Source organism: Streptomyces sp. KM273126 (genome assembly GCF_004337435.2).
In the GTDB taxonomy this organism is placed as follows: Bacteria; Actinomycetota; Actinomycetes; order Streptomycetales; family Streptomycetaceae; genus Streptomyces; species Streptomyces acidicola.
In genome coordinates this window covers 7,180,168-7,206,995 of the sequence record NZ_SJXB02000001.1, presented here as the reverse complement: position 1 = coordinate 7,206,995, position 26,828 = coordinate 7,180,168, and the positions used below count along the sequence as shown (strand labels likewise).

Sequence of the window (26,828 nt, the reverse complement as noted above, 5' to 3'; positions counted from 1 at the left end):
CAACAACACCTCCTGACCACCCTCCGCATCCACGGACCCACACCCCTGTACCGCTACAACAGCCATCCAACGAACCTGACCGAGCAACCAAACAAACTGACCAACAGCCACACCAACGCCCCGAAGCGAGAACACCGCAGCCCACAGACCTGCCCGGCTCCAGCCCGCAAGCAACATCAAGCCCCTCGCCAGCACACAGCACACCGCCAGCCCCAACCAGCCAACTGATCAACCCAGCTCAACACCCCAGACACCGATCAAAAAGAACGAACGGCGACAGCTGCCCTCGCGGAGCTGGGGGTTGAGTGGGCATGACTGCCTTGTGTTTGCGGGGTGCCCAGGCCGCTCAAGGTTGGGGCCCTAACCAGGTGGAGTCCGCAGGTGGTTACGAGGACCAGGGCTGACGGACGGGGGCGGAATGAGCGGCGAGACTCGGAAGCTGGCAGCGGCTGGACCGATCATGCCGCCGAGCGGTGTGCTGCGCGTGGGGCCGCTGCAGGGGGAAATGACGCAGTCGTTCCTGATCCGGCTGGCGGCACGCTACGGCATGGCGTTCAGGGACCTGCTGGCGGCGATCGTCGACGTGGGTGGACTGCCGAACGTGATGGGCAGGGCGCGGCCGGACAGTGAGATCTATCTGGACCAGGAAGCACGGGACCGGGTAGCGCAGCTGTGCCGCGTCCCGCAACGTCACCTGCTGCGGGCGCTGCCCGCCTGGGCGCAGGAGGAGCCTCGTCGGCGGTTCGCCACGGGGCCGGCAGCGCAGTTTCACCACACCGCGGAGAAGGTGCGGCGGTGGGGACCAGCCTGCCCTGCATGCACGGCGCGGCGTACCGGAAGGCAGGAGGCTGCCCGCCTGTATCTGGGCCCTGAGCAGCGGGTGTGCCTGCCTCATCGCCGGTGGCTTATGCAGATCCCGGGCGCGGTCGGCCGAGTGGTGAACCTGGCCGGGAGCGAGCAGATGCTGGAAGCCCGGCACCATCACGTGAGGCTGCTGCGCCGTTCCGCGCGGGCAGCGGATGCTTTCGAGGTGGCGCAGGCAGTGACCGCGTCGTGGTGGTGGCAGACGTGGGCGCGGGAGCATGTGTGGCCAGCGCGGCTACGGAGCCTGGACAGCGACGGCTTGGACCAGGACGCGTGGCAGGTCGTGGCGCGGGAGCTGGTGACCTATCCGGAGACCGTTGCCCTGGCCACGCTGCTGGCCGGTGACGACTTCCGGCGCCGTCTGGTGGCCGAGGCACAGAGCCATGTTCCCTTTCGCCTGGCTGATCTGCCGACGCTCTTGACGGCTGTTGCGGGCTGTATGCGGCGGCCCTGGTACGTGGAACAGCTGGCGCAGGAGACGTCGGGCCCCCTCTTCGCGTGGGCGTATCAGTGCGTGCGGGCGCAGGGCGGGACAAACGGGCCAGGAGATGTGGATGGTGGCTCCGGCCCACCGCCAGCGCCCTCTGGTGGACGAGTTCGCAGTACGGGCACGTGTAGGGACCGGCGGCCAGCGCGTGGAGAGTAAGCGGCGGCGCGGACACAGTCGGCAGGCGGACGAAGCCTTCGCGACTGGCCTGGCACATGCCCGCCGCTACGTGCACAAACACGGCAATCTCGCTGTCCCGAAGGACCACGCGGTCGATTCCTATCGGCTTGGGGAATGGCTGGGCAACGTCCAGGCCAGGGCATGGGCGATGGCGCCGGACCGTGCACAGGCGCTGGCCGCCTTGGACCCATGGTGGAACGTCCCCTGGTCGGTGCAGTGGCAACGCTCGTACTACCGGGCGCGCGATCACGCCGCGGTTGCCGGTCCGCCCGAAGCAGCCGCGGGATTCCCCGGTACGCAGATACTCAACGGCGAGTGGCTGTATCTGCAGTGCACCCGCTACAGCACTCTCCATCCTGAACAGCATCGTCTGCTGGCGGACATCGGCATCACGGCCGAGGCGGCGCGCGCCGCTCTGCCACGGCGGATCAGCATCCAGGCCAGCTTCGAGACGGGGCTGACGCACGCCAGGTCCTATGCCGCCGAGCACGGTTGTCTGGCCGCCGCGGACACAATGTTCCAGGGGTATCCGCTGGGATCGTGGCTCGCACGCCGGCGCCGCAGAGCGCGCCAGAGCCCGGAGCCCACGGAGCGCTCCCGCGCACTCGACGCCATCGATCCCTGGTGGAACCCACCCTGGACGCTGGCCTGGCAGCGCTCCTACGCACAGGCCCGGCGACTGGTGGAGAGCGGAGGCGGGCTCGACGTGAGGGACGGATTTCCCGGGGCCGAAGCAGATCTCGCCCTGTGGCTGTCGCGACAGTGTGCCGCTTATCGGCGTCTGGACCCCGATTAGCAGCGTTTGCTGGCAGATATCGGCATCACAGCCGAGGAAGCCGCGAAAGTGCAGGGCAGGGCCGGGGCACCCCAGGCTGTGAACGAGCAGGCTGCTGCTGCCGGTCTGTGGGCCTTGGACGGCATGACCAGCGCTCGTTCCTTCGCCTCGGCACACGGGCACCTGGCAGTCGCCTCCGAGTACGTGCACGACGGATTTGCCCTGGGCCGCTGGCTGGTGGAGCAGCGCCGCCAGGACCGCCAGCACGCTCAGGCCTCCGAAGGCGCGTGGCCGCGTGGCCGGCTGCTGGCCGAACTCGATCCCTGGTGGAACCCGCCCTGGCCCTACTCCTGGCAGCGGCGCTACCAGCAGGCCCGTAAGCGATGGCAGAGGGGACGGTTGAAGGTGCCCGGCCCGCATCACGGCGGGGACGAGGACGAGGTGACAGTGTGGCTGCGCCGTCAGTGTGCCCGGCACGACGTACTGCAACCCGAGCAGCAGAACCTCCTCGCGGACATCGGCATCAACCCTGCCGTCGCCCGCACCGTGACCGAAGCCGGCCGAAGCCCTGCCCCTGTGGACACAGGGCTCGCCTACGCACGTAGCTATGCCGCCGAACACGGGCACCTGGCCGTGGCCGAACGGACCCGCCACAACGACTACCCCCTGGGCAGCTGGCTCCTACGCCAGCGACACCGCGTCGCTGACGGGCGCACCGACCCTGCCCGGATCGCCGCGCTGAACGCCCTCGACCCGCACTGGAACCCGCCCTGGCCCCTCGCATGGCAGCGCACCTACCATCGGGCACGCGCTGCCACGACCAGCGGCAACCTGACCACGACGCAGCGTCGCTGGATCACCACCCAGACACGGCTGTGGGACAGCCTCCACCCCACCCAGCAAGAACTCCTGGCCGGCATCGGCGCCGCGCCCGCCATCGAACCCGTGCCGACTCCCGCGACGACACGACGCTACCCACCGGGCGAGGGACTCCCCCACGCCCGCGCCTACGCCGCCGCCCACGGGCACCTCGCCGTGTTCAAACAGACCCACCACCACGGCTTCGCCCTGGGGCACTGGCTCATCCAGCAGCGACGCAAGGCCCGCGCAGGCCTCCTGTCCGCCCGCACCCTGCAAGAACTCACCCTCCTCGACCCCTGGTGGAACCCGCCCTGGCCCTTCGCCTGGCAACGCAAATACCACCAGCGCCGCACCCTCCACACCACAGGCCAGCCCCTCCCGCCCGAACTCCAGCGCTGGGCCCACAAACAGACAACCCTCTGGCACCAACTCCACCCCCACCAACAGGCGCTGCTGAGCACCATCGATATCCGCCCTGAGGTCCCAAGTTGGCAAGGCACCCCGTCTGGAGCGTGACGGCAGGACTTCCGAGAGTGATCACGTAGAGCTACTCTTTTCTCCTTGTAGGTGAGGGGGGTATATGCGGTACGAGCAGCGTGCCTATGCACGGGTTAAGTTCCTTGAGCTCATGGCGGAGTTGTACGAGAACGAGTTCGAAGACTTCTTCCACCGGCTCATGTGCTCGAGGTACCCAGACTTCCTGGATGTGCGCACCGCGGGCAGCCTGGGCGATATGTCGGCAGACGGTCTCACCTTGCACTCCCGCAAGCTGTATGCCTGCTACGCCCCGCAGACGGTGAAGCCGAGCAAAGTCCGCAAGAAGTTCAACGGCGACCTGGCCGGTGCGCTCGCCAAACGCAGTGGGCAGTTCGACACGTTCGTTTTCGTGCACAACGACCGACGCGGCGTTCACCCCGAAGTGACAGCAATGCTGTCCGAGGCGGCCACCAGCACGCCGGCCCTGCTGTTTGAGCAGATGGGTAGCCGGCGCTTGTGGCACGAGTGCATGCAACTGGACCAAGTGACGGCGGAAGACGTCCTCCGGTGCGAGATCCCGATCAAGGAGATGACGTTCGGAATCGGGATGGATGATCTTGAGCCTCTCCTGAAACAGCTTCAGGAACTTCGGACTTCCTCTGACCCGCTCATGCCTCTGCCAGACGTGCGCATCGAGAAACTGGACTTCAACCGGCTCGAAGGCGAAGCACGCGAGGACCTGCTCCGCGGGATGCGGCAGGCCCACCTCGTGGACGCCTTCTATGCGGGCAATATGCGGGAGCTGGAACACGATGAGGTCGCGCAGGGCTTCCGCGTGTACTACGAGCAGGTTCGCAGGCACTGGGACGATCCTGAAGACGTGCTGTGGCAGCTCCAGATGTACGTGCTGGGCAACGCACAGCCGCGACCTAAGGTGTTGCGTGCAGCCCTCGTCGTACTCGCGCATTTCTTCGGGCGGTGCGACATTTTCGAAGCGCCTCCCACTGGCTGGCAGCCCGGGATCGAGATATCTGCGTGATCACCCCTACAAAGGGCATTGCACCAGACCGGTGCCTGCTCGCCGTCGGTGCCCAGATCCTGCTGCAGTTGGACGAACCGCGGTCTGTCAGTCAGACGTGGGCCCGGCTGAAGACCTGGCGGGCCGAGCACAGTCACACCTCGCCCGTATCGTTCGGCTGGTTCGTCCTGGCACTGGACGTGCTCTACAGCATGGGAGCCATAGAGCTGGACCAGGACATCCTCGTTGCAAGGAGCATGCATGCTGCGCCGCTTGAGCGCTGACGACGAGCGCTTCAAAGAGGTGTCCTTCGTCGAGGGCCTGAACCTGATCGTCGCGTCCACCACCGCCTCGTCCGCAGACACTGACAGTCGCAACAGCGCTGGCAAGTCGAGCCTGATCGAGCTGATCCACTTCCTGCTCGGATCTCGAGCGACAAACACCTCGCTCGCCATGAACAAGGCGCTGCGGCACATCACGTTCAACCTTGAAATGGACTGGCCGGGGCTGAGGAGTCCGCTTGGTGTCCGCCGCAGCGGACAGCGTGCCGGATTCGTGACGCTCAACGAGGACGTGACCGGGACAGACGACGGTGCCATGTTTCCCCTCGCAGGTGCTGTGGAGCTGCCGGTGGAGCGGTGGACACAGCTGATCGAGCGGGATCTCTTCGATCTGCGCGGTGACCACCCGGGCGTCAGCGGAAGGGTGCTGCTCTCCTTCCTCGCCCGGCGCATTTCGTCGCACGGCTTCAACGAGCCGACCCGTACCTTCTCCCGCCAGTCCGCCCCGGAAGCCGCCTCCAACCTCGCCTACCTTCTGGGCCTGGACTGGCAGCTCGTCGACGAGTACAGGCAACTGGCCGCCCGCAAGGCGACGCGTGCCCAGCTGAAGAAAGCGGTCGATGACCCAGTGTGGGGGCGCATCGTGGGGTCTACCGCAGACCTCAGGGGCCAGATCACGCTGGCCGAGGCGCAGGTGGAGCGGCTCCGTGCACAGGTTGCGGCCTTTCAGGTCGTCCCCGAATACGAACGCCTCAAAGACAGAGCGGACCAGATCAGCCGGCGCATCAAGCAACTGGCGCAGGAAGATGTGATCGATCAGCACAACCTCGAAGAGCTCCAGGCAGCCGTCACCGAGACAACCGACGTCGAAGTCGACTACCTCGAGCCCGTCTACCGAGAACTCGGCGTCGTCCTCAACGATCAGGTCCGCCGACGGTTCGAAGATGTGAGGACGTTCCACCACTCAGTGGTCCGCAACCGTCGACGCTTCCTGGAAGAAGAGATCGCCGAACTCACCGAACGGCTCCAGTCACGCCGCTCGGAGCGGGCACGCTTGGGCGAGGACCAAGCCCGCCTCCTTCGAGACCTTGCCGAGGGAGGAGCGTTGGAGGCTCTGACGGCCCTACAGACGGCCCTTGGACGCGATGAGGCCGCGCTCCAGGCGCTGCGTCACCGCTTCGAAGCAGCTCAGACCCTCGAAGCGAGCGCCCGGCAGATCACCGCGAAGAGCGTGGAACTGCAGCAGGCGGTCGACACCGATCTCCAGGAGCGCCGTCGGCAGACCGACGAAGCCATCCTGCTGTTCTCTCACTACGCCCAGCGCCTCTACGGGGAAGGGCGCGAGGCTTACCTCGCCATCGAGGCCGGCCGCAACAGCCTGACCATCACCCCGCGCATCGACAGCGACGGCAGCCGCGGCATCAGCAACATGGTCATCTTCTGTTTCGACCTGACCCTCGCGGTCCTGGCACACCGCCACGGCCGTGGCCCCGACTTCCTCATCCACGACAGCCACCTCTACGACGGCGTCGACGACCGGCAAGTCGCCGCTGCCCTGAAGCTCGCCGCCGAAGTCACCGTGGAGGAGAACCTGCAGTACATCGTCACGATCAACACCGACAGCCTGGGTATGGCCGCACAGCGCGGCTTCGATCCCGAGCCATACATCCGCAGCCCCCGCCTCACCGACGAACACGAAACCGGCGGTCTCTTCGGATTCCGCTTCAAAACGGCGGGCAAGAGGTAGACCGCCGTTGCCCGGTCCCGGCGGAGCCTTGTGACTGACGGGACTCGCTGTTCGGGGTCTACAGGTCGAACTTGAGGTGCTCGATGTCGGTGAAGCGCACCTCCTCCAGCTGGCCGGCGCGGCGGCCGTTGTCCTGGAAGTACACCTCCTTGAGGGCTTCGGCCGCGATCTCCTTGAGCTGCTGCTCGGTGGCGCCCTGCTCCTGGGCCTCGAAGAGGCGGGCGGCGTAGCGGGGCGGCAGGGCGACGGTCAGGTGCCGGATGCGGTCCTGGTGCAAGTCATACCGTTTCCGCAGCAGCGTCTCCCCTGCTGATGTCGCACCAACCGGGGACTGGGTCGGCGGTCCCGTATTCAGCGGCGAGTGCTCGATCCAGTCGTGGCTGGCGGAAGGACTCTGTCAGTCGACTTACGGAGCTATGGGTAATGCAGTGGCGGCCCATCCCCGCGGGCGCGGAGATGGGCCGCCACTTCAACGAGTCGTCCGGCCTTCTCACGTGAAGGCCTCATGGAGGCTGGCCTACAAAGACTCTCCCGTCTGTGGGCGCGTAACGCGCTGTCGTGTCAGCACCGTGGCCCGCCGGTGGTGTGGTCCAGGTGCGCCAGGAAGTCCTCAATCTCACGCACGAGGGCTTGTGTTGCTTCAGACAGCCCGACTCCGGCTTCCCCCAAAGCCCAATCGACCCTGTCTGTAGCTACGCGGATACCGGCTGACCGGCATACAAAGCCACTCACGAATGATCTGAAAGCTTCCTCAGCGTGCTCTTTTCCGTGCCCGCAGCATGCCGATAGTTCTTCTTCGGCATCAAGGATATGAAGATAGTCCCGCGCATCCTCGTCACCCTTGTGTGCTGCCCTTTCCCACCAGCTTCGCGCTACGTTATCCCTGTCCAAGAACTCAAGGATTTCTGCTACGCGCCGTGTTTCCTGTGGTGTCGCGGAATCATCGATTTCCTTTTTCAGGAGAGTGCGTAGTTCACGGACCACGCTGGTTCGGTGGTTTCCGCTTTCGTGGTCTTCCAGGCAGGGGGCGGGGGCCGGGGGCCAGCCCGAAGGCTGGCCCCCCTCCGCCTGGACAGGGTCCTCGCTGATCCGAGAACCCTTGGAGAATGCCTGCTCAGAGCCTTCGAGCAGAAGCCACAGGGCGAGGAGCCGGATCCCCCGCTCCTCGGGCTGGTGTGTCCAAGCGGACAGGTATGTCATGCGGTGGCCTCCTCGCTGTGCTCGTTGATGGACTTCTTCAGGTTGTTGGCGGCGGCTTTGATGTAGCGCTTCACCGACTCCTCCTTTATCTGGAGGCGCTGCGCAACCACGGCAGGGCTGAGGTCCTGCAGAACACACAGGGTGATGACCTCGCGCTGCCGTTCAGGAAGGCTTGCGACGAGTTCGTCGATGCCTTCCTTAATCATTTCGTAGGCGGCCTCGGGGATGCCGATGCCTGATTCCTTTTCGGGCAGGCCGTGAACAGGCACCGTAACCATCCGCTTGTTGCGGCGGAACTGGTCAATGACCGCCCGCTTCACCGCAGTGCGGCCGTAGGAGGTCAGGGAACCGTGGCCAGCAATGAGCTGGTCCCACCGGCGGTACATGTTCAGGTAGACGTCCTGCACCGCGTCCTGGGCGCTGTGCAGGTCGCCTGCCTGGACCTGGGCCAGTCGGGAGAACGCCTCGATGGTCTCGAGGACGAAGGACTCGAAGTCCGCTCCCGGTACGGCCTCGCTCACGCAGCCTCCCGCGTGGCGATGGCCCGGTGGCCTGCCGGGTCGGCTGCGTCCTTGCGGAACAGCCACGCCGGCCGTCCCTCCTCGAAGCGGGCCGCGGCACCGCCGTCGGGCAGGGACTGCGCCATCGCGACCATGGTGGCGCGCTGCTCGCGCTCCGCCCGGGTCTCGATGTACGCCTTCACAAGCACCTCCACGACGCCCTTGGCACGGCGCATCGCGAAAAACAGCAGGAGCAGCAGGGGAACCCCGCCCGCTCCTGCCCAGTACGACCAAGTCATCGACCAGGCCTCCCAGTAGAAACGAACTCGTTGATGAGGGCCCAAGGGCCTTCACTCCCTTACACGCCGCCGGAGGCCAGATCCGGATGCCGATGGCCAAGATCTTTTCCCAACTGCCCCTGCTTCCCGGCCTGTCGCACCGTCTTCGCAGGTCACAGGGATAGCAGGAGGTGACAGGAAAAACGGTCTGAAGGGCCCCGTCGAGTGGGAGTGACGGCCCCGGGGAGGGAGGCGGAGGTCAGGGCGCCCGGCATCCGCTGCAAAAGCGCCCGCCCGGGACAGCGGGCACGAGACCGTGGTGGAGTGACCCATCGCCCTGGTGTACTGCGGACCGCTCCCCTACGGGGAGAGACAACCTCGTCGCTGATCTGCCGCATCGCGAACCACTACGGGCTGGAAGCGAAGGTGTTGCGGTCCTGCTGGCACTGGCGCAACTACCAACCCGGGCACGACGGCGGGGGCGCGCGGGCCGACGCCGAGGTGCTGCTGAACGCAGCCGGACGGCAGCTCCTGGCGGGCCTGTGCGGCGTCGAGGAAGACGTGCTGGCGCGGGCGTTGCCGTCCTGGGCGCGGGAGGACGCCAAGCTGCCTGCCGAAGAAGACGGGGTGCCGGCTGCGGCCTGGCGGATCGGCGGCGCGGTCGCCGGGCCGGTGGCATTCGGCTGCCGCCTGTGCGCCGCCGGGCGTACAGGGACGGTCGTGCGGGTGGTGCGGTACGCGCCGCTCTGGTCGCGGGTGTGTGTCCGTCACGGGCGGTGGCTTCTGGACGCGGACGCCGACCAGCCCCACGAGTACCTGGACGTGCGGCACCTGCCGGAGGTGACCGCTGCACAGCGGCGGTGGAGCGGGGTGGTGCGGCGGGCGGTGCGGTCCGGGGCGGAGCCGGAGCGGATGTTCGCGCTGGCGCACGCGGTGGTGGCGCGGTGGTGGGAGCAGGCCCTTCACTGGGAGCGGGAGACGATCTGGCCACGGCGCCTGCACCAGGTTGCGGGCGGTGACGCCGGAGGCGATCTGGAGCGGTGGCGGATCGTGGGGCGGGACACGGTCGTCTTCCCCGAGGTGGTGGTGGTCGCCGACGCGTTGCTGGATCCGAGCATGGCCGAGCTGGTGTGGGTGGACAGTGGTGCGGGGCGGCCGCGGGCGCTGCCCGCTGACGGGATGTTCTGCCGCCGGCTTGGAGAGCGGGTCGGGCGCACGTGGCTGGGGCCATTGGCAGCGACGGATCACGGCGGTCCGCTGATCGCCTGGATGGGCAGCGTCATCCGCCAGCGCCGCGGAGCCGGCGGCCCGCCCGGGTACGCGAACGATCCCTGGTGGGTACGCCAGGAACACCAACCGGTGACCATGGCCGGGCAGTTGCGGGTGCTCGGCAAGGAGCAACGGGCGCCGGGCTCGGGGACGATGTGGCGGACGGTGGTGCCGCCCGAGCAGCGGTTCCCGGATCGGCAGACTCATCGACAGTGCCGAGGAACAGCTGCTCCAGCTGCGCGGCGTGCAGAGCGGGCCGACCGCCGAGGTCGCCCGAACGCTGCTGCGCGGCCTCGGTCACAGTGCCGGTTTGATCGAGGCGGCCTGGAAGCGGACCGCGGTGGCGGCGGTGAACGGCGGAGTGCCGCTGGAGGAAGTGGCCCGGTGGGCGGACATGCCCACCGAGACACTTAGGAGCATGCTGACGGCGGGCAAGCCGGAAGACGGCGGCTGAGAACGATGGGATGACTTCGTCGATTGTTAGCTGATACGGCACTCGTTTGTGGCAGAAACCCTGAAAACGGCGGCGCCTGCCGACGGGAGCAGCTTGGCTGGCGCAGGTGACCAGCGCAGGAGCGGCCCGGCCCGTGGGCCGGGCAGAGCAGGTGGCCGTGGCTCGTGAAAGCGGATTCGAGGCGGTCTTCCTCGACCCGGTGGGCCAGTCGGTCCAGCAGCGGTGGGCGGATGCCGCCATGACCGTGGCGTTCGAGGAGTTGCCACCGGTGTCGGCGTTCCCGGTGATCCCGGGGCGGCGCTGGGGGCCGGACCTGTGGTGGTCGGCGACCACCGGGCGGCACGTGGCCGCGGGGTCGTACGCGATGCGCATCCAGCTGATGTTGCTGGACCGCGATCCGGACGTGACCGGGCTGGCGGGGCGGCCGGTACGGCTGCTGTGGCGCACCCCCCGCGGGCAAGTCCGCTCCTGGGTGCCGCAGCTCTTCGCCCGCTACACCGACGGCACCGCCCTGCTGGCCGACTGCCCCAGCCACCCGGACGCCGGCGGCGAGCGCGCCCTCAACGCTGCCGAAGCGGTGGCCCAGGCGTGCTCGGACATTGGCTGGACCTACCGGCGCCTTTCCCCGCTCGACGACGTGCTGGCTGCCAATCTGAAATGGCTGGCCGGCTACCGCCACCCCCGCAACGTCGGCCGCTCGGGGCTGACAGCGACAGTGCTCGAGGAATTCGCGCGGCCACGGCCGCTGATCGAAGGTGCCGAAGCGGCCGGCGATCCGATCGAGGCCCTCCCCGCCATCTTCCACGCCCTGTGGCACGGACAGCTGACGACCAACCTGGATACGCCGCTGCACGAACGCCTCCTGGTCGGCCCCCGGGACTGGATCGATCCCAGCAAGACGGGAGCTGCCGGGTGAGTGCCCGACGCAATGCCCGGCCAGCCGTGAAGGTCGGGGCACATGTCCGCTTCCGCGGCGTGAAGTGGCAAGTGGTCGCCCTGTCCGGGCAGGACATCCACCTCGTCGGCCCAGACGGCGGCGGTGAGGCCGTGCTCGCCGGGTACCTGTTCGCCGACCCCGGCTTCACCGTGATCGGAGCCGACGTGCCCCAGGCGGCCCCGCAGTGGGGACTGTTCGAGACCGCCCCCGCCGCGGCGCGCGAGAAGGCACTGGCCTGGCAGCGGCACGTGAGAGAGGTCGAATGCGGGCTGCCCGGCGGGCTCGGCACCGAGGGCACCGTGCGGCCGCAGTACGCCCCCGAGCAGCACACGCTGGCCGAGCGGGAACAGGCCAAGGCCGAGGAGCTGACCAGGCTCGGCTTCGGCCGCGTCTCGCGCACCACGGTGCAGCGCATGCGCCTGGCCTACCGCAAGCAGGGCCTGTGGGGCCTCCTCGACCACCGCACCACCCGCACGTCCAGCCGTCCAGCCCCACCGGGCGGGCCGACGAACGGGTCGTCAGCGCCGTCCGCGAAGCGCTGCGCCGGCGGCGCGGCCGCTCCAAGGGCACCATCAACGGCCTGTTCCCGCTGATCAACCAGATTCTGGAGAACCGGCACGGCCCCGGTACGGTGCCCTCGCCGTCCCAGGCCACGCTGTACCGTCTCGTCACCTCTCTCGCCCGCCCGGGCGAACTGCCCTCCGGACCCGTCCGCCAGACCCCCGCAAGCTTCGACGGCCGGGCCTTCACTCCCGCTACGGCGCTGCGGCCCGGTGAGCAGGTCCAGGTCGACACCACCCGCCTGGACGTCCTCGCCCTCTTCGACGACGGCACCCTGGCCCGCCCCGAACTCACCATCGCCATCGACGTCGCCACCCGCGCCATCCTCGCCGCCGTCCTGTGCCCCAGCGCGACCAAAGCCGTCGACGCCGCCCTGCTGCTCGCGGAGATGGCTGTCCCGTACCCCGCCCGGCCGACCTGGCCGGACATCCTGCGCATGGACCACGCCCCCGCACTCCCCCACCAGCAGCTGACCACGCTGGACGAGCGCTTGGCCGGCGCAGCGGCCCGGCCGGTCGTCCTGCCCGAGACGATCGTCGTCGACCGGGGCAAGGTCTTCGTCTCCCGGGCGTTCACCGCCGCCTGCAAGACCCTCGGCATCAGCGTCCAGCCCGCCCCGCCTCACGCTCCCACCGCCAAAGGCATCGTGGAGCGCGGCTTCGGCACCATCAACGCGCTGTTCTGCCAGCACCTGCCCGGCTACACCGGATCCGACGTCACCCGCCGCGGCCCCGACACCGAACAAGAAGCCTGCTACAGCGTCGCCCAGTTGCAGGACCTCCTCGACGAATGGCTGGTCCACTACCACCACCGGCCCCACGAAGGGCTGCGCCACCCGATGATGCCCCGCAAGGCGCTCACGCCGAACCAGATGTGGGCCGCGCTGATCGCCGTCGCCGGGTACGTGCCCGTCCCGCTGACCGGCCACGACTACCTAGAGCTGCTCCCCGTGCGCTGGCAGGCCATCACCGCCTCCGGCATCCGCATTCACCACCGCACCTACGACCACGACCAGCTCGCCCCCTACCGCGGCCAGCCCTCCCCGGTCGCCGGCCGAGGCGGCAGATGGGAGATCCACTACAACCCCCACGACGTCCGCCAGATCTGGATCCGCCTGCCCGACGGCCACCTCACCGAGATTCCGTGGATCCACCGGAACCACGTCCACCAGCCGTTCAACGACCACACCTGGCAGCGCATCAGAACACTCGCTGTGCACGGCAACCACGGCGACGCCGACAGCCACGAAGCCGACCTCGCCGACGCCCTCGACCAGCTCATGCGCCGCGTCCACAGCGGCCACGCCACCAAGGCCGAGCAGGCCCTCCTGGCCCGCTCCGCCGCAGTCCCGCTCCCCACAGCCCGCCATCCGGAAGACGACACCGGCCAGAGCGCCGACAGGCCGGCGCAGCAGAACGAGGACGACAGCATCGACGACCTCGACGACGAAGACACCGGGCCCGCCGCTTCCACCGGATTCGGGCTCTACGACGCATACGAGGAAGCCGACAAGTGGTGAACGCCCGCCCCCACCCCACCATGCAGAGCGCGAGCAGCACAGCAGCCACCGACGGCGGCGTGGCCGAGCCGTCTTGGCCCCTGACCACCTGGCAGGGCTGGCACCGCTTCGCCACCACCGATCCCGTCGCCCCGCCCCAGCCCGACGAGGCGCCCCGCAGCCGCGATGAGCGCCTCGCCTACCACTCCGCGTTCGTCACCATCCGCACCCCCACCATCAGCCAACTCGCCACCCAGGTCCGCACCCTGATGATCCTCGGCCGCCACCAACAAGCCACCGCACGCCCCTCGCTGATCGTCACCGGACCCGCCGCAGCCGGGAAAACCACCGCACTCCTCCACGTCGGCCGCGCCTGCCACCTCGCCCACACCCGCAAAAACCCGCCCCCGCCCGGATCAGCCCACACCGCGGCACCCGTCGCGTACGTCCTCGTCCCGCCCGGCGCCACCGCGAAAACCCTCATCACCGAATTCGCCCGCTACCTCGGCATCCCCGTAACCACCCGCATGACCCAGACCCAGATCACCGACGCCGTCTGCCACACCTACACCGCCGCTGGTGTCCAACTCGTCCTCATCGACGAAATCCACCGCCTCAACCCCCGCACCACCACCGGCGCCCAAACCGCCGACCCACTCAAAGACCTCACCGAACGCCTCCCCGCGACGTTCGTCTACGCAGGCATCAACGTCACCGACACCCCTCCATTCACCGGCACCCGCGGCGCCCAACTCGCCGGACGCGCCACCCTCGTCAACTGCGGCCCCTCCCCACCCGCCACGGCACCCGCCGCCCCTTCACCGACGTCATCACCGACATCGAAAACGCCCTCGACCTCACCCGCCACAAACCCGGCACCCTCCCCCGCCACCACAGCTACCTCCACCAGCGCACCGCCGGCCGCATCGGAAGCCTCACCCGCCTCACCCGCCTCACCCGCCTCACCCGCCTCATCCGCCAAGCCGCTATCACCGCCATCCACGACGGCACCGAACGCATCACCAAAACCTCGCTCGAGGCCATCCGCCTCGACCACCTCACCGAAACCCACCACCGCCCCACACGAACCCGCTAACCCCACCCGCCAAGCAGGAAGAACAGCCCTGACCAGCGCAAACACACACTGGCCCATTTCGCGCTGACGCTACCTACAACGAGCCCAGACCCTCGCAACACAGAAGACACAACCCCAACTCACGCACCCTGACCTCCCCGCCCGAACCGCTCACCCGGCCACTCAACAAAGCAGCAACACACCAGGTCAGCCACCGCCCCGTACACCAACAAGCCCCCTCCGAGCGTCAAGTGAGACGCTCATATGTTCGCGGCCCGCCACAGTGCGTCGACGCGATCGGCCCGCTCCCACGTAAAGTCGGGCAGCTCTCGGCCGAAATGCCCGTATGTGGCTGTCTGGGCGTAGACGGGGCGGAGCAGGTCGAGGTCGCGGATGATTGCGGCCGGGCGAAGGTCGAAGACTTCGGAGATCGCCTGCTCGATTGTCTCGCTGTCGATCGTGTTGGTTCCGAAGGTTTCCACGAAGAGACCGACGGGCTCGGCCTTGCCGATCGCGTACGCGACCTGTACTTCGCAGCGTGTGGCGAAGCCCGCGGCGACCACGTTCTTGGCGACCCAACGCATCGCGTACGCGGCGGAACGGTCGACCTTGGACGGATCCTTGCCCGAGAAGGCGCCCCCTCCGTGGCGAGCATATCCCCCGTACGTGTCGATGATGATCTTGCGGCCGGTCAGGCCAGCGTCGCCCATCGGGCCGCCGATCTCGAAACGGCCGGTCGGGTTGACCAGCAGACGGTAGCCCTCGGTCTCCAGCTTGATGCCGTCATCCAGGAGCGCCTTCAACTCGGGCTCCACCACGAACTCCCGGATAGCGGGGGCCAGGAGCGAGTCCAGGTCGATGTCCGACGCGTGCTGGGACGAGACCACGACCGTGTCCAGACGGACCGCCTTGGGTCCGTCGAATTCGATAGTGACCTGCGTCTTGCCGTCCGGGCGCAGGTAAGGGATGGTTCCGTTCTTGCGCACCTGCGACAGACGGTGCGCAAGACGGTGAGCCATCGTGATGGGCAGTGGCATCATCTCCGGCGTCTCGTCGCACGCGTAGCCGAACATCAGGCCCTGGTCGCCGGCACCCTGCGCATCGAGCTGGTCCCAGTCGGCAGTCTGTGATGTGCCTTCAACTCGCTTTTCGTACGCCGTGTCGACGCCCTGTGCGATGTCCGGGGACTGCGAGCCGATGGATATGGTGACGCCGCACGAAGAGCCGTCGAAGCCCTTCTTCGACGCGTCGTAGCCGATCTCGAGGATCTTCTCCCGTACGAGCTGCTCGATCGGCGCGAATGCCTTGGTGGTGACCTCGCCAGCAACATGTACCAGACCGGTGGTGATCAGCGTCTCGACGGCGACGCGGGACGTGGGGTCCTCGCGCAGCAGCGCGTCGAGAATGGTGTCGCTGATCTGGTCGGCGATCTTGTCAGGGTGCCCCTCGGTCACGGACTCCGAGGTGAACAGGCGACGGGGCATGGTTCCTCCTAGGGCTGTGGGTGGACGGCGCGGGAGGTGGCGATCAGGTTTCGTTCAGCTCCTTCGCCGCGCGCGCCATCGCCTCGACGACCTTCCTGAGGTCGGCCAGGGTCGATTCGTCCGTGACGCGGCCATCGGAAATCTTGGCGCTGGCGCAGGGAATGGGAAGGCGCTCCGGCAAGATCAGTGCTCCCACGACTTCCAGCGTCTCCTTGACCCAGGCCTGGGTCCGGTCTCCGCCGGTCATGGAGGGAGAAGCGGTGACGGCGGCGACTGGTTTGCCGACGAGTTCACCTCCGCCGACCACCTGCTCAAGTGCGTTCTTCAGGACGCCGGATCTTCCGTGGGCGTACTCGGGGCTGACGATGAGGACAGCGTCGGCAGCCGCAAGCCGGCTGCGGCAGTCGAAGACCTCGTTGGGCGGTTGCTGGCCCTCCACATCCTGGTTGAAAAAGGGGAGCTTGCCGATTCCCTCGTAGACCTCCATCGTCACGTCGGGCGGGCACGGCCGCGATGCGGTGTGCACGCCCGTCCCCCAGCTCTGTTGCGGCTTCACTCGGTGAGGCGAGTCCTGAACGCTTCGGTGAACCCCGACTGGCCGTCCAGATTGAAGAAGTGGTCGCCGGGCAGGACCGTGTGCTCGAATGGGCCGGTGGTGTTGGCTCCCCAGGCCGCCATGGCGGTGGCGGGCAGTTCGGGGTCGGTTTCTCCCGCGTACGCGCTGATGGGGCAGGTGAGGAGAGGCATGGCACGGAAGGCGTAGGTGTCAGTCAGCTCGAAGTCCGCCCTGATGGTGGGCAGGAGCATCTGCCTCATCGAAACGTCGGCAACGATCTCGGGCGGGATGCCCCCCATATCTCCGACCAGTTGCCACAGCTCCGCATCGTTGAGCAGGTGACGGGCATGTCCGGTGGGGGCGTCCTGGGGGGCTTCCATGCCTGAGACAACGAGGTGGCGTGGGGGCATCGCGTAGGCCAGGGTGAAGAGTCGCGCCATCTCGAAGGCGATCAACGCGCCCATGCTGTGCCCGTAGAACACGTAGTTGTTGCCCAGGCGCGGGCGCAGCACAGGGGCGAGCGCTCGGGCCAGGGGGTGGATGTCGGTGAATCGCTGCTCGTCGGTCCGGCTCTCCCGGCCAGGCAGGCGCACGATGAGGGTTCGGGCGAGATCACGCTGTGACTGTGCGAGTCGCCAGTAGGCGGCTGCGCCGGCTCCGGCGTGGGGGAAGAAGACCAGGGTCGGCAACGATGCGGGAGCATCGCTGCCGAGAAACCATTCGTCGGCATCGGCGCTGGGAGTTCGTCCCGGGGAGGCAGAGCGGGTACTGGTGGGGTTCATATCAGCGCTACTTCACCACGAGCGTGCTGGCGCGCACGGCGAGTTGGTTGGTCTCGTACTGGTTTCGGCACTGGCCGCGCTGCCGCTTGCCGGAGGTTGTCTTGGGCAGCGATTTCGGTGAGACCAGTACGACATCGTGGGGTGTGTAGGAGAGCTCCTGGGAGAGGGTCTCTCGCACGGTGTGGGCGAGCTCGGCAGCTGGCGTTCCGACGAGGCTGGTCTCGGCCACGACGATCATGCTCTCGGTAGACGGGAGTGAGAAGGCCATGACGTTACCCAGACGAATGCCGTTGATTTTCTCTGTCGCGAACTCGAAGTCCTCGGGGTATAGGTTTCGCCCCGCCACGATGATCATGTCTTTCTGGCGTCCGCAGACGTAGAGGCGTCCGTCAAGACGGAAGCCGAGGTCTCCCGTGACGAGTCGTCCCGACTCGTCCAGCAGGGGGGTCGGGTGGGGACTGCCGTCGGCTGTCCAGTACTGGTCGACCACGCCCGGCCCCTGGACGCGGATCGAGCCGATGCGGCCGTCAGCGAGCGGCAGGCCCGTGTCGTCGGTGATGGTGACGCTCGTACGGTTGATCGGCGTACCGCAGTCCACGAACGTCCGGCCGGAGGACGTGCCCGGTACTTCGCGTGCTTCTCCCTCTTCGAGGGCGGCCCGGTCGACGGTGACGCTGCGATAGGTCTCGTCGTGGTGGCCCAGGGTGACCGCCAGCGTGGCCTCGGCAAGACCGTAGGAGGGAGCCATCGCCGTGTGCGGCATGCCGTACTTGGACGCGGTCGTGGTGAACTGCCGCAGCGCGTCTGCGTCGATGGGCTCGGCGCCGTTCACGGCATAGCGCAGTGAGGACAGGTCATAGCCGTTGCGGCGCAGGGTGAGATAGCGGTTGGCCAGCCCGTAGGCGAAGTTGGGCGCGACGGTGGCCGCTGCCCGGTACGTCGCGATCGCTTCGAGCCAGGCTCCCGGCCGGGCGCTGAACGTCTGCGTGGCCATCGTGCAGGCGGTGTACCCGTGGGCTATCGCACCGGTCAGGAAGATGATGCCCATGTCGTGGAAGAGCGGCAGCCAGGAGACGAAGACGTCTCCTGGGGTCATGCCTCCGGCGGCAAAACACTCGTGGGAGTTGGCGATGATCTGGCCCTGGGTGACGGCCACCGCCCGCGGGTGGGCGGTCGTGCCGGAGGTGAACTGCAGCAGCGCCGTGTCATCCGCGCTGGGCAGCGGAAGCGGCTTGCCGGGCTTACTCAGGGCCAGGGACGCAAAGTCGGTCACGGGCACCGAGATCTTGCCCTGGAGGGCGTCTGCCACCTGCGGATCGGTCACGACCACCGAGCCCTGCGCCGCCGTCACCCTGCGCTGGGCCAGCTCCTGCAGCTCGGTGGCGTCTCCCCCACGCGGGAACGGCAGGACGGTGACGGCCGCGCCGGCTCGCCAGATCCCGAACAGTGTGGCGATCAAGTCCAGGGACGTGCGGCCGAGCACGCATACGCGATGACCGGGCCCGACGCCGTAGGTGTGGTGCAGTGTGCCTGCGATGATCTCGGCGCGTGCACGCAACTCTCCCAAGGGGAGCACGGCGGGTCGCAGTTCGTCGTCCAGGACGATCAGAGGCCGGTCGTGGGGCTGGGAGGCCAGGCGTTCGGTGATCGACTGGTCTGTCATGGGGTGGTCTACTCCTCTTTCAGTGGGCAAGCCAGTGCCGCAGTACGTCGAGGTCTGCCGGGACCGCCAGGGGCGCGGTGCGGCCGAGGAGCCCGACGGTGATGTCGGAGCCGATCTCGTGGAGCAGGTCGGGTGTCCCGGACAGGCAGGCCAGGATGAGGCGGTCGGAGAAGAAGCCAGCGAGGAACTCCAGGCGACGGCTTTGCGGATCGGGGTTCGGCAGCAGTCCCGGGTGGTCCGGGCTGAGCGACAGGCCCAGGCGTTCCCACAGCGCGTCCGAGTGGCCGAGGTAGTTGAAGAGCACGGGTGCGGGGGCGACGCGGATCTCGGGGGCGTTGCCGAGCGTGGCGAGCAGTTCGTAGTGGTTTCCGGCGGCCGGGACTTGGCGGCGTGCGCTGGCGACGGCGGCGGCCGCCTCGTGGAGGGGCGGGTCGGGCAGCGCCGGGACGTCCAGTGGCCAGCGGGTGGCCAGTCGGCCGACGATACGAGCCGGGTTCAGTGCGTCGGAGGGGATATCGCGGCCGTGGGAGTCGATGTCCATGCGGACCGTCGTGGCGCCGGTACGTCGGGCGATCACACGGGCGACGGCGGCGAGCAGGGTGTCGGGGACGGCTGTTGTCTCGGCGAGTGCGGCACTGGCTTCTGCGTCGAGTGCGATGAGTGCCGGCTCGGCCGGCAGGGGGTCCTCCAGCGGTAGCGGGTCGGGGGCGGGTTCCACGGCCCGCCAGTGGGTGAGTTCGGCCTGGATCTCGGGGTGGTCGGCTCGGGAGCGCACGAGTTCGGCCCATGCGGTCAGGGAGTCCGACGGGGCTAGGACGGCCTCTCCGGTCTCGGTGACCTGGTGGTAGGCGGAGATGAGGTCCTCGCACAGGATCCGGCAGGCGTAGTTGTCGCAGATCAGCTGGTTGATGACCATGAGCAGCCGCTGGCGGTGCTCCTGTTGGAGTGCTGCGACGCGCAGGAGCGGGGCGGCGCCGATGTCGATCGAGGACTGCAGCCGAAGGCTGACGTCGGTGACGGTCTGTGCGACGGTCTCCTCCGAGTCTTCGGCGAGGTCGACCCAGGTGAGCGGGATGTCGAGCTGGTCCATCGCCGTGAGGTGGCCGGTGTGTCCGCACTCCCCCGCGGTGAGCGAGAGGCGGAGCGCTTCGTGGTGCTTCAGCAAGGTGCGCAGCGCCACCCTGAGGGCGGTGCGGTCCAGCGGCTCGGCGATGTCGAAGAGCAGGACGTAGTTGTGCTCTTCGGGGTGCTTCCACTCCTCGAGCAGGATCTGTTGGCGGGGCAGGAGGGCGATGTCGCCCTCGTGGAGCGCTCGGGAGCCGGGCTCGGCCGGCCGTGCGACGGTGGCGAGCAGGGCGATGGTCTGGTTGGCGAAGAAGGTCCGGGGGGAGATCTCGAGTCCGGCGGCCGCGGCCCGGGCGATGACCTGCATGGCCAGCAGGGAGTCGCCGCCGAGTCGGGTGAACTCCGTGGTGGTGGGCACGGTTTCGATGCCCAGCACTTCGCCCCAGATCCGGATGAGGGTCCGTTGTACGGCGTCGGTCGTCGCCGAGGACGGGGAGGTGTCTGTGGCGACGGCCGAGAGGGGAAGGGGGCCGGCCTGCTCAAGGTTGCGGGGTTCGGCGGGGCGCAGGGCTGCGCTCTGCCACGCGGATTCGTCCCCGGCCAGGCGGGTCACCAGGCCGATGTACAGGTGGAACAGCCGGTCCATGTCGTCTGCGTGGAAGAGTTCGTCGATCGAGTCCCAGTTCAGTACGAGCTCTCCGTCGTACTCGAACACCTGGTGGTCGATATGGACCTGCGGGGTGTGCACGATGCTGTCCACCATCGTGCCGAGGCCGCTGACCGCCTGTCCGAAGTCTGCGCCGGCGGAGTCGAGGGCGCTGGTGAAGACCACCGGGATCGTTGCGCGATCGGGGCCGTGCAGCCGTGCGATCTCCCGGAGCACTTTGATCCCGGTGAACTCGTTGTGGTCGAGATCCCTGGCTAGCTGTGCCTGGATCGTTTTGGCGCGGTCGGCGAAGCCTGCCACCGGGTCGGTGGACACCTCCAGCAGGCTGATGGCGGTGAAGTCTCCGATGACGTCGGCGATCTGGTCGTGGACCGGCAGCCGCTTGTTCACGGTGACGTTCAAGGTGAACGGGTCGCCGTCGGACCATGCGTTGAGTGTCTCGGCGTAGGCCGTGGCGAGGGCGGCGGAGGGGGTGACTCCGTGCTGGCTGGCGCGGTCGCGCAGGGCTTGCCAGGTGTCGGTGGGCAGGCGGTGGGTGCGCCGTGTGAAGGTGGGTTCGGCGATGTCTGCCGGGTCGGCGGCCAAGGGAAGGCGGGGGGCCGGCGGCAGGTCGATGGCGCGTGTCGCCCAGTAGTCGCGGGCGCGCTGGTAGCGGGGGCTGTTCTCCGCCTGCTGCACGGCGCCTTGGTAGTCCCGGAACGTCAGCTCGAGTTCCAGCCAGCGGCGGTCGGGTGCTGCGTAGCGTGCTGCGAGTTCGGTGAGGAACACCGCGACGGTCCCGCCGTCTGCGATCAGCAGGTCCAGGCTGATGTGGAGGCGGCTGGATGCGTGGAGTTGGCTGACCCGGACGTCGAACAGCGGGAGCTGTCCGGGGTCGAATATCTTGCCGCTGCACTCGCGGCGGATCGTTGCGAGTTCGGTTTCTGCCTCGGCTGGGGTGTGGTGGCGCAGGTCGGTCACGGGCACGGGGAATGGCGCTGTCTCTGCCTGCACATGCCACTGGCCGTCCTGCCCGATGACGGCACGCAGCATGTCGTGCCGGTGGACCATGCCCTCGAGGGCGGCGGACAGTTGTTCCGGGTCGAACTCGGGCGCGTCCACCTCGACGTAGAAGGAGGCTGCGACGTTGCCCAGGTCGAAGAAGCCGTTGCGCCCCAGCAGGTACGCCTGTTGCAGATCGGTGAGGGGGAACGGGGTGAACCGCTCCTGGGGCGCCGCCACGACCTGGGGAAGCTCGGCCGGTTCCAGGAGTGCGTCGTGGCGGGGCTGGCGTTGGCGTACGAGGCTGGCCAGTTCCGCGATCGTGGGGTGCGCGAACACCTCGGCAACCGTGACGGCGATGCCGGCGTCGCCGACCGCTCGGCTCAGCTGCACGGCGAGCAGGGAGTCGCCGCCGATCTTGAAGAAGTCGTCGTGGACTGACACCCCTGTCAGGCCGAGGATCTGCTGCCAGGCGGTGGCCAGTGTCTGCTCGACGATGTCTGCGGGTTCCGCGGCGTCCAGCGTGTTGGGCTGCTTGCGGTTGCGGGCGGCGGCGTCGTGGAGTCGGGCAACGTCGACCTTGCCGTTCGCGGTGAGGGGCAGCCCGGCCAGCACGAAGACATCGCTGGGCACCATGTAGGAAGGGAGCGTCTTGCGCGTGTGTTGGATGAGCCGGGACGGGAGGGTGGCCACCTGCCGCGCACGGAGCGGGGCGTTGGAGGTGACGTCCGCCTCGGTGGGTGCGGGGAGGGTGAACGCGTAGGCGCAGACTGCGCTTTCGGCATCGTGCGGAGTCAGGGTGAACACTGCGTCGAACGTGCCGGGTGCTGCCTGCGGGCGGTAGAAGAACTCGCAGGCGTAGCCGTGCCGCTGCGCCAGGTTGAGAAGCGTCGCGGGCATGAGACATCGGTTCGCCTCGGCCTCTGGCCACACCATGCTGTCGAATTCGGCGAGCGGCAGGTTGGCCGACGCCGGATCGCGCAGTTGCGCTGCCCAGGCGGCGGCGTGCTGAAGCCGCGCGTTGAGCACGCCTTGCAGACAGACCGACGGAAGCTGGCAACTGAGCGTCTGCTCGAGTTCCGGCATCGTCTGCACGCCGCCATCCCAGACCAGCGTGGCGGCAAGCGGCGCGGTCGCGCGTGCATTGTTGAACACCACGACGTCGTAGCGGTAGTCCGCCATTTCGGTGTTCGGGTTTCCCGGCCGCGGGAGAACCGCGACGGGCCTGCCCAGTTCGGTCCAGAAGAGGTGGGGGGCAACGACCAGTTCGGCCTCGGTCAGCTCGCGCTGTTCCAGGCGCCAGACCAGGTCGCGGACCACGTCCTGCGGGCCAGCCTGTGCGCGCTCGACCGCGAGATGGAAGGGGCGCAGTTGGCGCAGGTCGCGGACGTCGCCGAGGTAGATCATGCCGCCAGGCCGCAGCGTGGACAGGGCGTTGCGCACGGTGTCCAGGAGGTAGTCGGCTGAAGGGAAGTACTGAGCAACGGAGTTGATGACTACGCAGTCGAAGTGCTGGCGTGGCACTCCTTCGAGGTCCGTGGCTTCCCGGTGCAGCAGGGTGGCCTTGTCCGAGGTGCCGTCCTGTTCGAGGCGCTGGGCCAGGTCGTCTAGGGTCCGCGCGGACAGGTCGGTCCCCATGTACTCCACGCACTCGGGCAGAAGACGGGTGGCGATCAGCCCGGCTCCGCACCCGATCTCCAGGACACGGCGCGGGCGGTGCGCGAGGACGCGGCGCGCGGTGATGTCGGCCCAGTCGGCCATGTCCTGCTCGGAGATCATCTGTCCGGTGAAGCTGTCGGCCCATCCGGCGGTTTGTTCTGACGCCTCGCTGCGCAGCGAGTCGAAGATCTGTTGCCAGGCGGCGACCTGCGCCCGTGCTTCGTCGAGCTGGTTGGAGTTTTCAGCCTGTGTCGTGACGAACGCCAGGAGTTTGTTGCCCTCGGTGACGGCGACCGCCTGCTTGACGTCGCGGTGCTCGGTGAGTGTGTGCTCTATCTCCCCGAGCTCGATGCGGTATCCGTTCACCTTGACCTGGCCGTCGTCGCGGCCGAGGAACTCGATGTTCCCGTCGGGGTGGTAGCGGCCGCGGTCGCCGGTGTCGTACAGGCGCTCGCCGGTGTGCGGGTTCACGACGAACCGCTCGCTGGTGCGCTGCGCATCGCGCCAGTAGCCAAGGGCGAGTCCGACACCGCCGATGAAGAGCCGTCCCATCACCCAGTCCGGGCAGGGCCGCATGTGCTCGTCCAGGACGTGGAAGGACTGGTTGGCCAGCGGCTTGCCGTAGGGGACCGACTTCCAGCCGGGGATGGGCGTGGTGATGGGGTGGTAGATGGACCAGATGGATGCTTCCGTCGCGCCGCCCATGCTGATGATCTCGATGGAGGTGGCCTTCTGCGCCCGGATGCGGTCCGCCAGCGAGACCTCGATCCAGTCGCCGGACATGAGGACCAGACGCAGGGGCCCAAGTGCGTCGTAGGAGGGCTGTGCTTCGGCGTAGGTGGTGTACATCTGCATGAGCGCGGGGACGGTGTTCCAGATGGTCACGTCGTGGTGCGTGACCAGTTCCGCCCAACGTTGGGGGTCGCGGCCGGCGTCCGGTTCGGGCAGCACGAGTGCTCCGCCCGCCGCGAGCACTCCGAAGATGTCCCAGACGGACAGATCGAAGCTGAGCGACGACAGCGCCAGCACACGGTCGTTGGGGCCGACGCCGAGCTTGGTGTTGATGTCCCAGCAGGTGTTGGCCGCCCCGCGGTGGTCGATCATGACGCCCTTGGGTTCGCCGGTCGATCCCGAGGTGAAGATGACGTAGGCGAGGTCCGTGGCGCTCTGCACGTCGTCGAGGGGTGCATCCATCTCGTGCCACCAGCGGCTGGGGTCTGAGACATCGAAGACGGTGAGCTCGGAGGGCCAGTCCAGGCGGTCGTGTACCGAGGTCTGGGCGAGGGCGATGTCGACCTCGCCCAGGGCCAGGAGGCGGTGGATGCGGTCGGGGGGAAGGGTCGCGTCGATGGGGAGGTAGGCGGCGCCGGAGTAGAGGATCGCCAGGGCGGCGACGACCTGCTCCCAGCCTTTCTCCATCACGACGGCGACCAGCTGGTTGGGGCCCGCTCCGGCCCTGCGCAGCGCGCGGCCGAGGCGGCAGGCCATGCGGTCCAGGTCGCCGTAGCTGAGGGTGCGGTCCGCGGTGATCACTGCGGGTTCGCTGCCGCGGCGTGTCAGCGCCGTTCCCAGACGATGCAGGAGTGCGTCGGGGGCTGCCGCCGTGGTCGCGTTCGCCCGCTGCCGCGCGGCCAGTTGACGATCGGGGGGGTGCACGGTTGCGTGCTGCTCCCACGCGGCGTCGCTCTGTGCCAGCTGCTGCACGAGGTCTTGGTAGGCCGTGAACATGTCGTCGAGCAGTCCGGGCGCAAATGCGTCATCGACGGAGTCCCAGGTGATGTTCAACTCGCCGCGGAATTCGAGCGTCAGGCACTCAAGAGTGAGCTGTGGTGCCTGGGCCAGCGTGTAGTGGATGCCGCGCAGCCAGTCGGGGTCGAAGTCGTCGCTGAATCCGGAGCCGACGAAGGTCGAGAACACCACGGGGGCGATCGCCGATGCAGGACCGGACCGGCGCGCAAGTTCACGCATGACGCGGATGCCGCTGTACTCGCTGTGGTCCAGGTCTCGCCACAGCTGCGTCTGCAGAGTGCCGACCCGTTCGGCGAACGGCCTGCCGGCGTCGGAGCGGACGTCCAGCAGCGTGAGCGTCGTGAAGTCTCCGATGACCTGCTTGACCTGCTCGTGCACGGGCTTGCGGTTGTTCACGGTCACGTTGATGGTGAAGTCGGGAGACTGCGACCAGCGGGCGAGGACATCGGAATAGGCGGCGGCCAGCGCAGCTGAGGGGGTGAGTCCCCGCGCGGCGGCGCGGGTCTTGAAGCTCTGCCACTGCAGTGCGGACAATGCATGGTGACGGCGGTGGAAGCGGGGGGTGTCGATAGCCGCCAACGGGCCTGCCAGCGGCAGTAAGGGGGCCGCAGGCAGGCTGTCGAGTCGCTCCGCCCAGTAGGCGCGTGCTTCTTCCTCCTTGCCCTCGTGTTCAGGTCCGGTGACAGCGCGCTGGTAGTCCCGGAAGGTCAGGTGGGGCACCGGCCACTGCCGCCCGGGGTTCTCGTAACGGTCGGCGAGTTCTTCGACGAGCACCGCGAACGAAGCGCCGTCGCAGATGAGGAGGTCGATCCCGAAGCGCAGCAGGGTCCTGCGGTCGTCGAGCCGCGTGGCGTGCAGGTCGAAGAGTGGCCACTGGGTGACGTCGCGCCGCTTCGCGGTCGCCTCGGTGCGCAGCGCCTCAAGCGTGGCTTGCTGGTCGTCGGCGGACAGCGATGAGAGATCTTCCCTGCCGATGACGAAGTCGGGCACCTTGGACAGGACCTGCTGGCGGCCGTCCTCGCGGATGACCACGCGAAGCATGTCGTGGCAGGCGATCGCCGCGCGCATCGCCTGCTCGAAATGGTCGATGTCCAGGTCTGCGGTGTCCAGCTCGACGTAGAAGGAGGCGTCCACGTTGCCGAGCTCGTGACCGGAGTCCCGGCCGTGCAGGTATGCCTGCTGGACGTCGGTAAGGTCGAACGGTTCACAGCTGGCCGCGGGGTCGGCCTGAGCCTCCGGCACGCGGTGGCTGTGGTTGTTCGGTGCGGCGGCAAGGAGGAGCTCGGTGAGGTCGGGAACGCAGGCGCCGGCGGTCAGCGTGGACAGGGGCACCTGCACGTCGAAGGCTGCGTCGAGGACGGTGCGGAGCGCGGTCGCCTGGAGCGACTCGACCGTGAGAGGGGCCTCCTCCGGGATGTCAGAGGCAGGCACTCCCGTGATCGTCGACAGCAGGTCGATGAGGCCTACGCAGATGTAGGCGCGGCGGTCCTCCGCTGGCCCGTTCGACTCGACTCCCAGGGCCATCGTCTCGACGGCGCGCTCGATCGAAGACTCCGAAGAATCGTCCATTTCCATTCCCCCTCCGAGGCCAGGCCGAGGAGCCAAACCTGCTGAATGAACGCCGCCCATGAGGTGCGAAACGACTCGTGTGATCGGCGCTGCCGCATACGGCTGGTGCCGGAGGGCTGCTGCCAGGGCGCGAGTCTTGCCGTTGAACTGGGCTTTAAGTCAAGCCCGTTCCGAATGGGTCCTCACGAGCG

The 26,828-nt window shown here is 68.0% G+C and carries 19 protein-coding genes and 1 pseudogene; 11 read left to right on the top strand and 9 right to left on the bottom strand.

The annotated features are described in order from the left end of the window. The first annotated feature begins 418 nt into the window (after positions 1-418). The 6 genes from E0500_RS30495 to E0500_RS30470 all read left to right on the top strand — a co-directional run bounded on the left by E0500_RS30495 (position 419) and on the right by E0500_RS30470 (position 6,690). The gene (locus E0500_RS30495; protein ID WP_131569420.1) at positions 419-1,510 is read left to right on the top strand and encodes a TniQ family protein; all 1,092 of its coding nucleotides are present in this window, start codon (positions 419-421) and stop codon (positions 1,508-1,510) included. Further along, entirely contained in the window at positions 1,500-2,327 is an 828-nt protein-coding gene (locus tag E0500_RS30490; protein ID WP_165935171.1) for a helicase associated domain-containing protein, read from the top strand. The genes E0500_RS30495 and E0500_RS30490 overlap by 11 nt, the downstream gene beginning before the upstream one ends. A gap of 123 nt (positions 2,328-2,450) precedes the next feature. Beyond that, a complete protein-coding gene (locus E0500_RS30485) occupies positions 2,451-3,683 on the top strand; it encodes a helicase associated domain-containing protein (protein WP_131569424.1) in 1,233 nt (410 codons plus the stop codon). Between the two features lie 64 nt (positions 3,684-3,747). Continuing rightward, positions 3,748-4,683 (top strand): ABC-three component system protein, encoded by a 936-nt coding sequence (locus E0500_RS30480; protein WP_131569426.1) that lies wholly within the window; start codon positions 3,748-3,750, stop codon positions 4,681-4,683. After that, positions 4,680-4,946, top strand: coding sequence for an ABC-three component system middle component 6 (locus tag E0500_RS30475; RefSeq protein WP_131569428.1), 267 nt, complete (start codon positions 4,680-4,682; stop codon positions 4,944-4,946). Before E0500_RS30480 ends, E0500_RS30475 begins: the two co-directional genes overlap by 4 nt. Further along, a complete protein-coding gene (locus E0500_RS30470) occupies positions 4,924-6,690 on the top strand; it encodes an ABC-three component system protein (protein WP_131569430.1) in 1,767 nt (588 codons plus the stop codon). Before E0500_RS30475 ends, E0500_RS30470 begins: the two co-directional genes overlap by 23 nt. A gap of 58 nt (positions 6,691-6,748) precedes the next feature. Here the strand turns inward: E0500_RS30470 and tpg are convergent. From tpg to E0500_RS30450, 4 genes and pseudogenes are all read right to left on the bottom strand, one after another. Next, positions 6,749-6,961 (bottom strand): annotated as a pseudogene (gene tpg, locus E0500_RS30465) (telomere-protecting terminal protein Tpg); the annotation flags it as partial. A gap of 290 nt (positions 6,962-7,251) precedes the next feature. Continuing rightward, a complete protein-coding gene (locus tag E0500_RS30460) occupies positions 7,252-7,890 on the bottom strand; it encodes a hypothetical protein (RefSeq protein ID WP_131569431.1) in 639 nt (212 codons plus the stop codon). After that, positions 7,887-8,411: an RNA polymerase sigma factor gene (locus E0500_RS30455; RefSeq protein WP_131569433.1), complete on the bottom strand. Its 525-nt coding sequence runs from the start codon at positions 8,409-8,411 to the stop codon at positions 7,887-7,889. The genes E0500_RS30460 and E0500_RS30455 overlap by 4 nt, the downstream gene beginning before the upstream one ends. Continuing rightward, a complete protein-coding gene (locus E0500_RS30450) occupies positions 8,408-8,689 on the bottom strand; it encodes a hypothetical protein (RefSeq protein WP_131569435.1) in 282 nt (93 codons plus the stop codon). Before E0500_RS30450 ends, E0500_RS30455 begins: the two co-directional genes overlap by 4 nt. Before the next feature lie 303 nt (positions 8,690-8,992). Here E0500_RS30450 and E0500_RS30445 point away from each other — a divergent pair, with 303 nt between their 5' ends. The 5 genes from E0500_RS30445 to E0500_RS30430 all read left to right on the top strand — a co-directional run bounded on the left by E0500_RS30445 (position 8,993) and on the right by E0500_RS30430 (position 14,550). Then, positions 8,993-10,351: a DNA-binding protein gene (locus E0500_RS30445; RefSeq protein WP_309505197.1), complete on the top strand. Its 1,359-nt coding sequence runs from the start codon at positions 8,993-8,995 to the stop codon at positions 10,349-10,351. Positions 10,352-10,497: 146 nt separating this feature from the next. Continuing rightward, positions 10,498-11,307, top strand: a complete 810-nt coding sequence (locus E0500_RS30440; protein WP_399120116.1) for a TnsA-like heteromeric transposase endonuclease subunit — start codon at positions 10,498-10,500, stop codon at positions 11,305-11,307. A gap of 59 nt (positions 11,308-11,366) precedes the next feature. Then, positions 11,367-11,921: a hypothetical protein gene (locus E0500_RS45160; RefSeq protein WP_309505196.1), complete on the top strand. Its 555-nt coding sequence runs from the start codon at positions 11,367-11,369 to the stop codon at positions 11,919-11,921. A gap of 356 nt (positions 11,922-12,277) precedes the next feature. Beyond that, positions 12,278-13,408: a Mu transposase C-terminal domain-containing protein gene (locus E0500_RS45155; RefSeq protein WP_309505251.1), complete on the top strand. Its 1,131-nt coding sequence runs from the start codon at positions 12,278-12,280 to the stop codon at positions 13,406-13,408. Beyond that, complete coding sequence (locus E0500_RS30430) at positions 13,405-14,550, top strand: TniB family NTP-binding protein (RefSeq protein ID WP_309505195.1); 1,146 nt, start codon at positions 13,405-13,407, stop codon at positions 14,548-14,550. Before E0500_RS45155 ends, E0500_RS30430 begins: the two co-directional genes overlap by 4 nt. 172 nt (positions 14,551-14,722) lie before the next feature. On the opposite strand, the gene metK is transcribed toward E0500_RS30430, so the two are convergent. Genes metK through E0500_RS30405 form a run of 5 tightly spaced genes read right to left on the bottom strand, consistent with a single transcriptional unit; the run spans position 14,723 to position 26,637 of the window. Continuing rightward, positions 14,723-15,946: a methionine adenosyltransferase gene (metK, locus tag E0500_RS30425; RefSeq protein ID WP_131560225.1), complete on the bottom strand. Its 1,224-nt coding sequence runs from the start codon at positions 15,944-15,946 to the stop codon at positions 14,723-14,725. A 43-nt stretch (positions 15,947-15,989) separates the two neighbouring features. Next, positions 15,990-16,502: an NADPH-dependent FMN reductase gene (locus tag E0500_RS30420; protein WP_131560223.1), complete on the bottom strand. Its 513-nt coding sequence runs from the start codon at positions 16,500-16,502 to the stop codon at positions 15,990-15,992. Continuing rightward, positions 16,499-17,284, bottom strand: coding sequence for a thioesterase II family protein (locus E0500_RS30415; RefSeq protein ID WP_131560221.1), 786 nt, complete (start codon positions 17,282-17,284; stop codon positions 16,499-16,501). The genes E0500_RS30420 and E0500_RS30415 overlap by 4 nt, the downstream gene beginning before the upstream one ends. Before the next feature lie 7 nt (positions 17,285-17,291). Beyond that, positions 17,292-18,947, bottom strand: coding sequence for an AMP-binding protein (locus E0500_RS30410; RefSeq protein ID WP_131560219.1), 1,656 nt, complete (start codon positions 18,945-18,947; stop codon positions 17,292-17,294). 19 nt (positions 18,948-18,966) lie between these two features. Beyond that, the gene (locus E0500_RS30405; protein ID WP_165934884.1) at positions 18,967-26,637 is read right to left on the bottom strand and encodes a non-ribosomal peptide synthetase; all 7,671 of its coding nucleotides are present in this window, start codon (positions 26,635-26,637) and stop codon (positions 18,967-18,969) included. Positions 26,638-26,828: the final 191 nt, after the last annotated feature.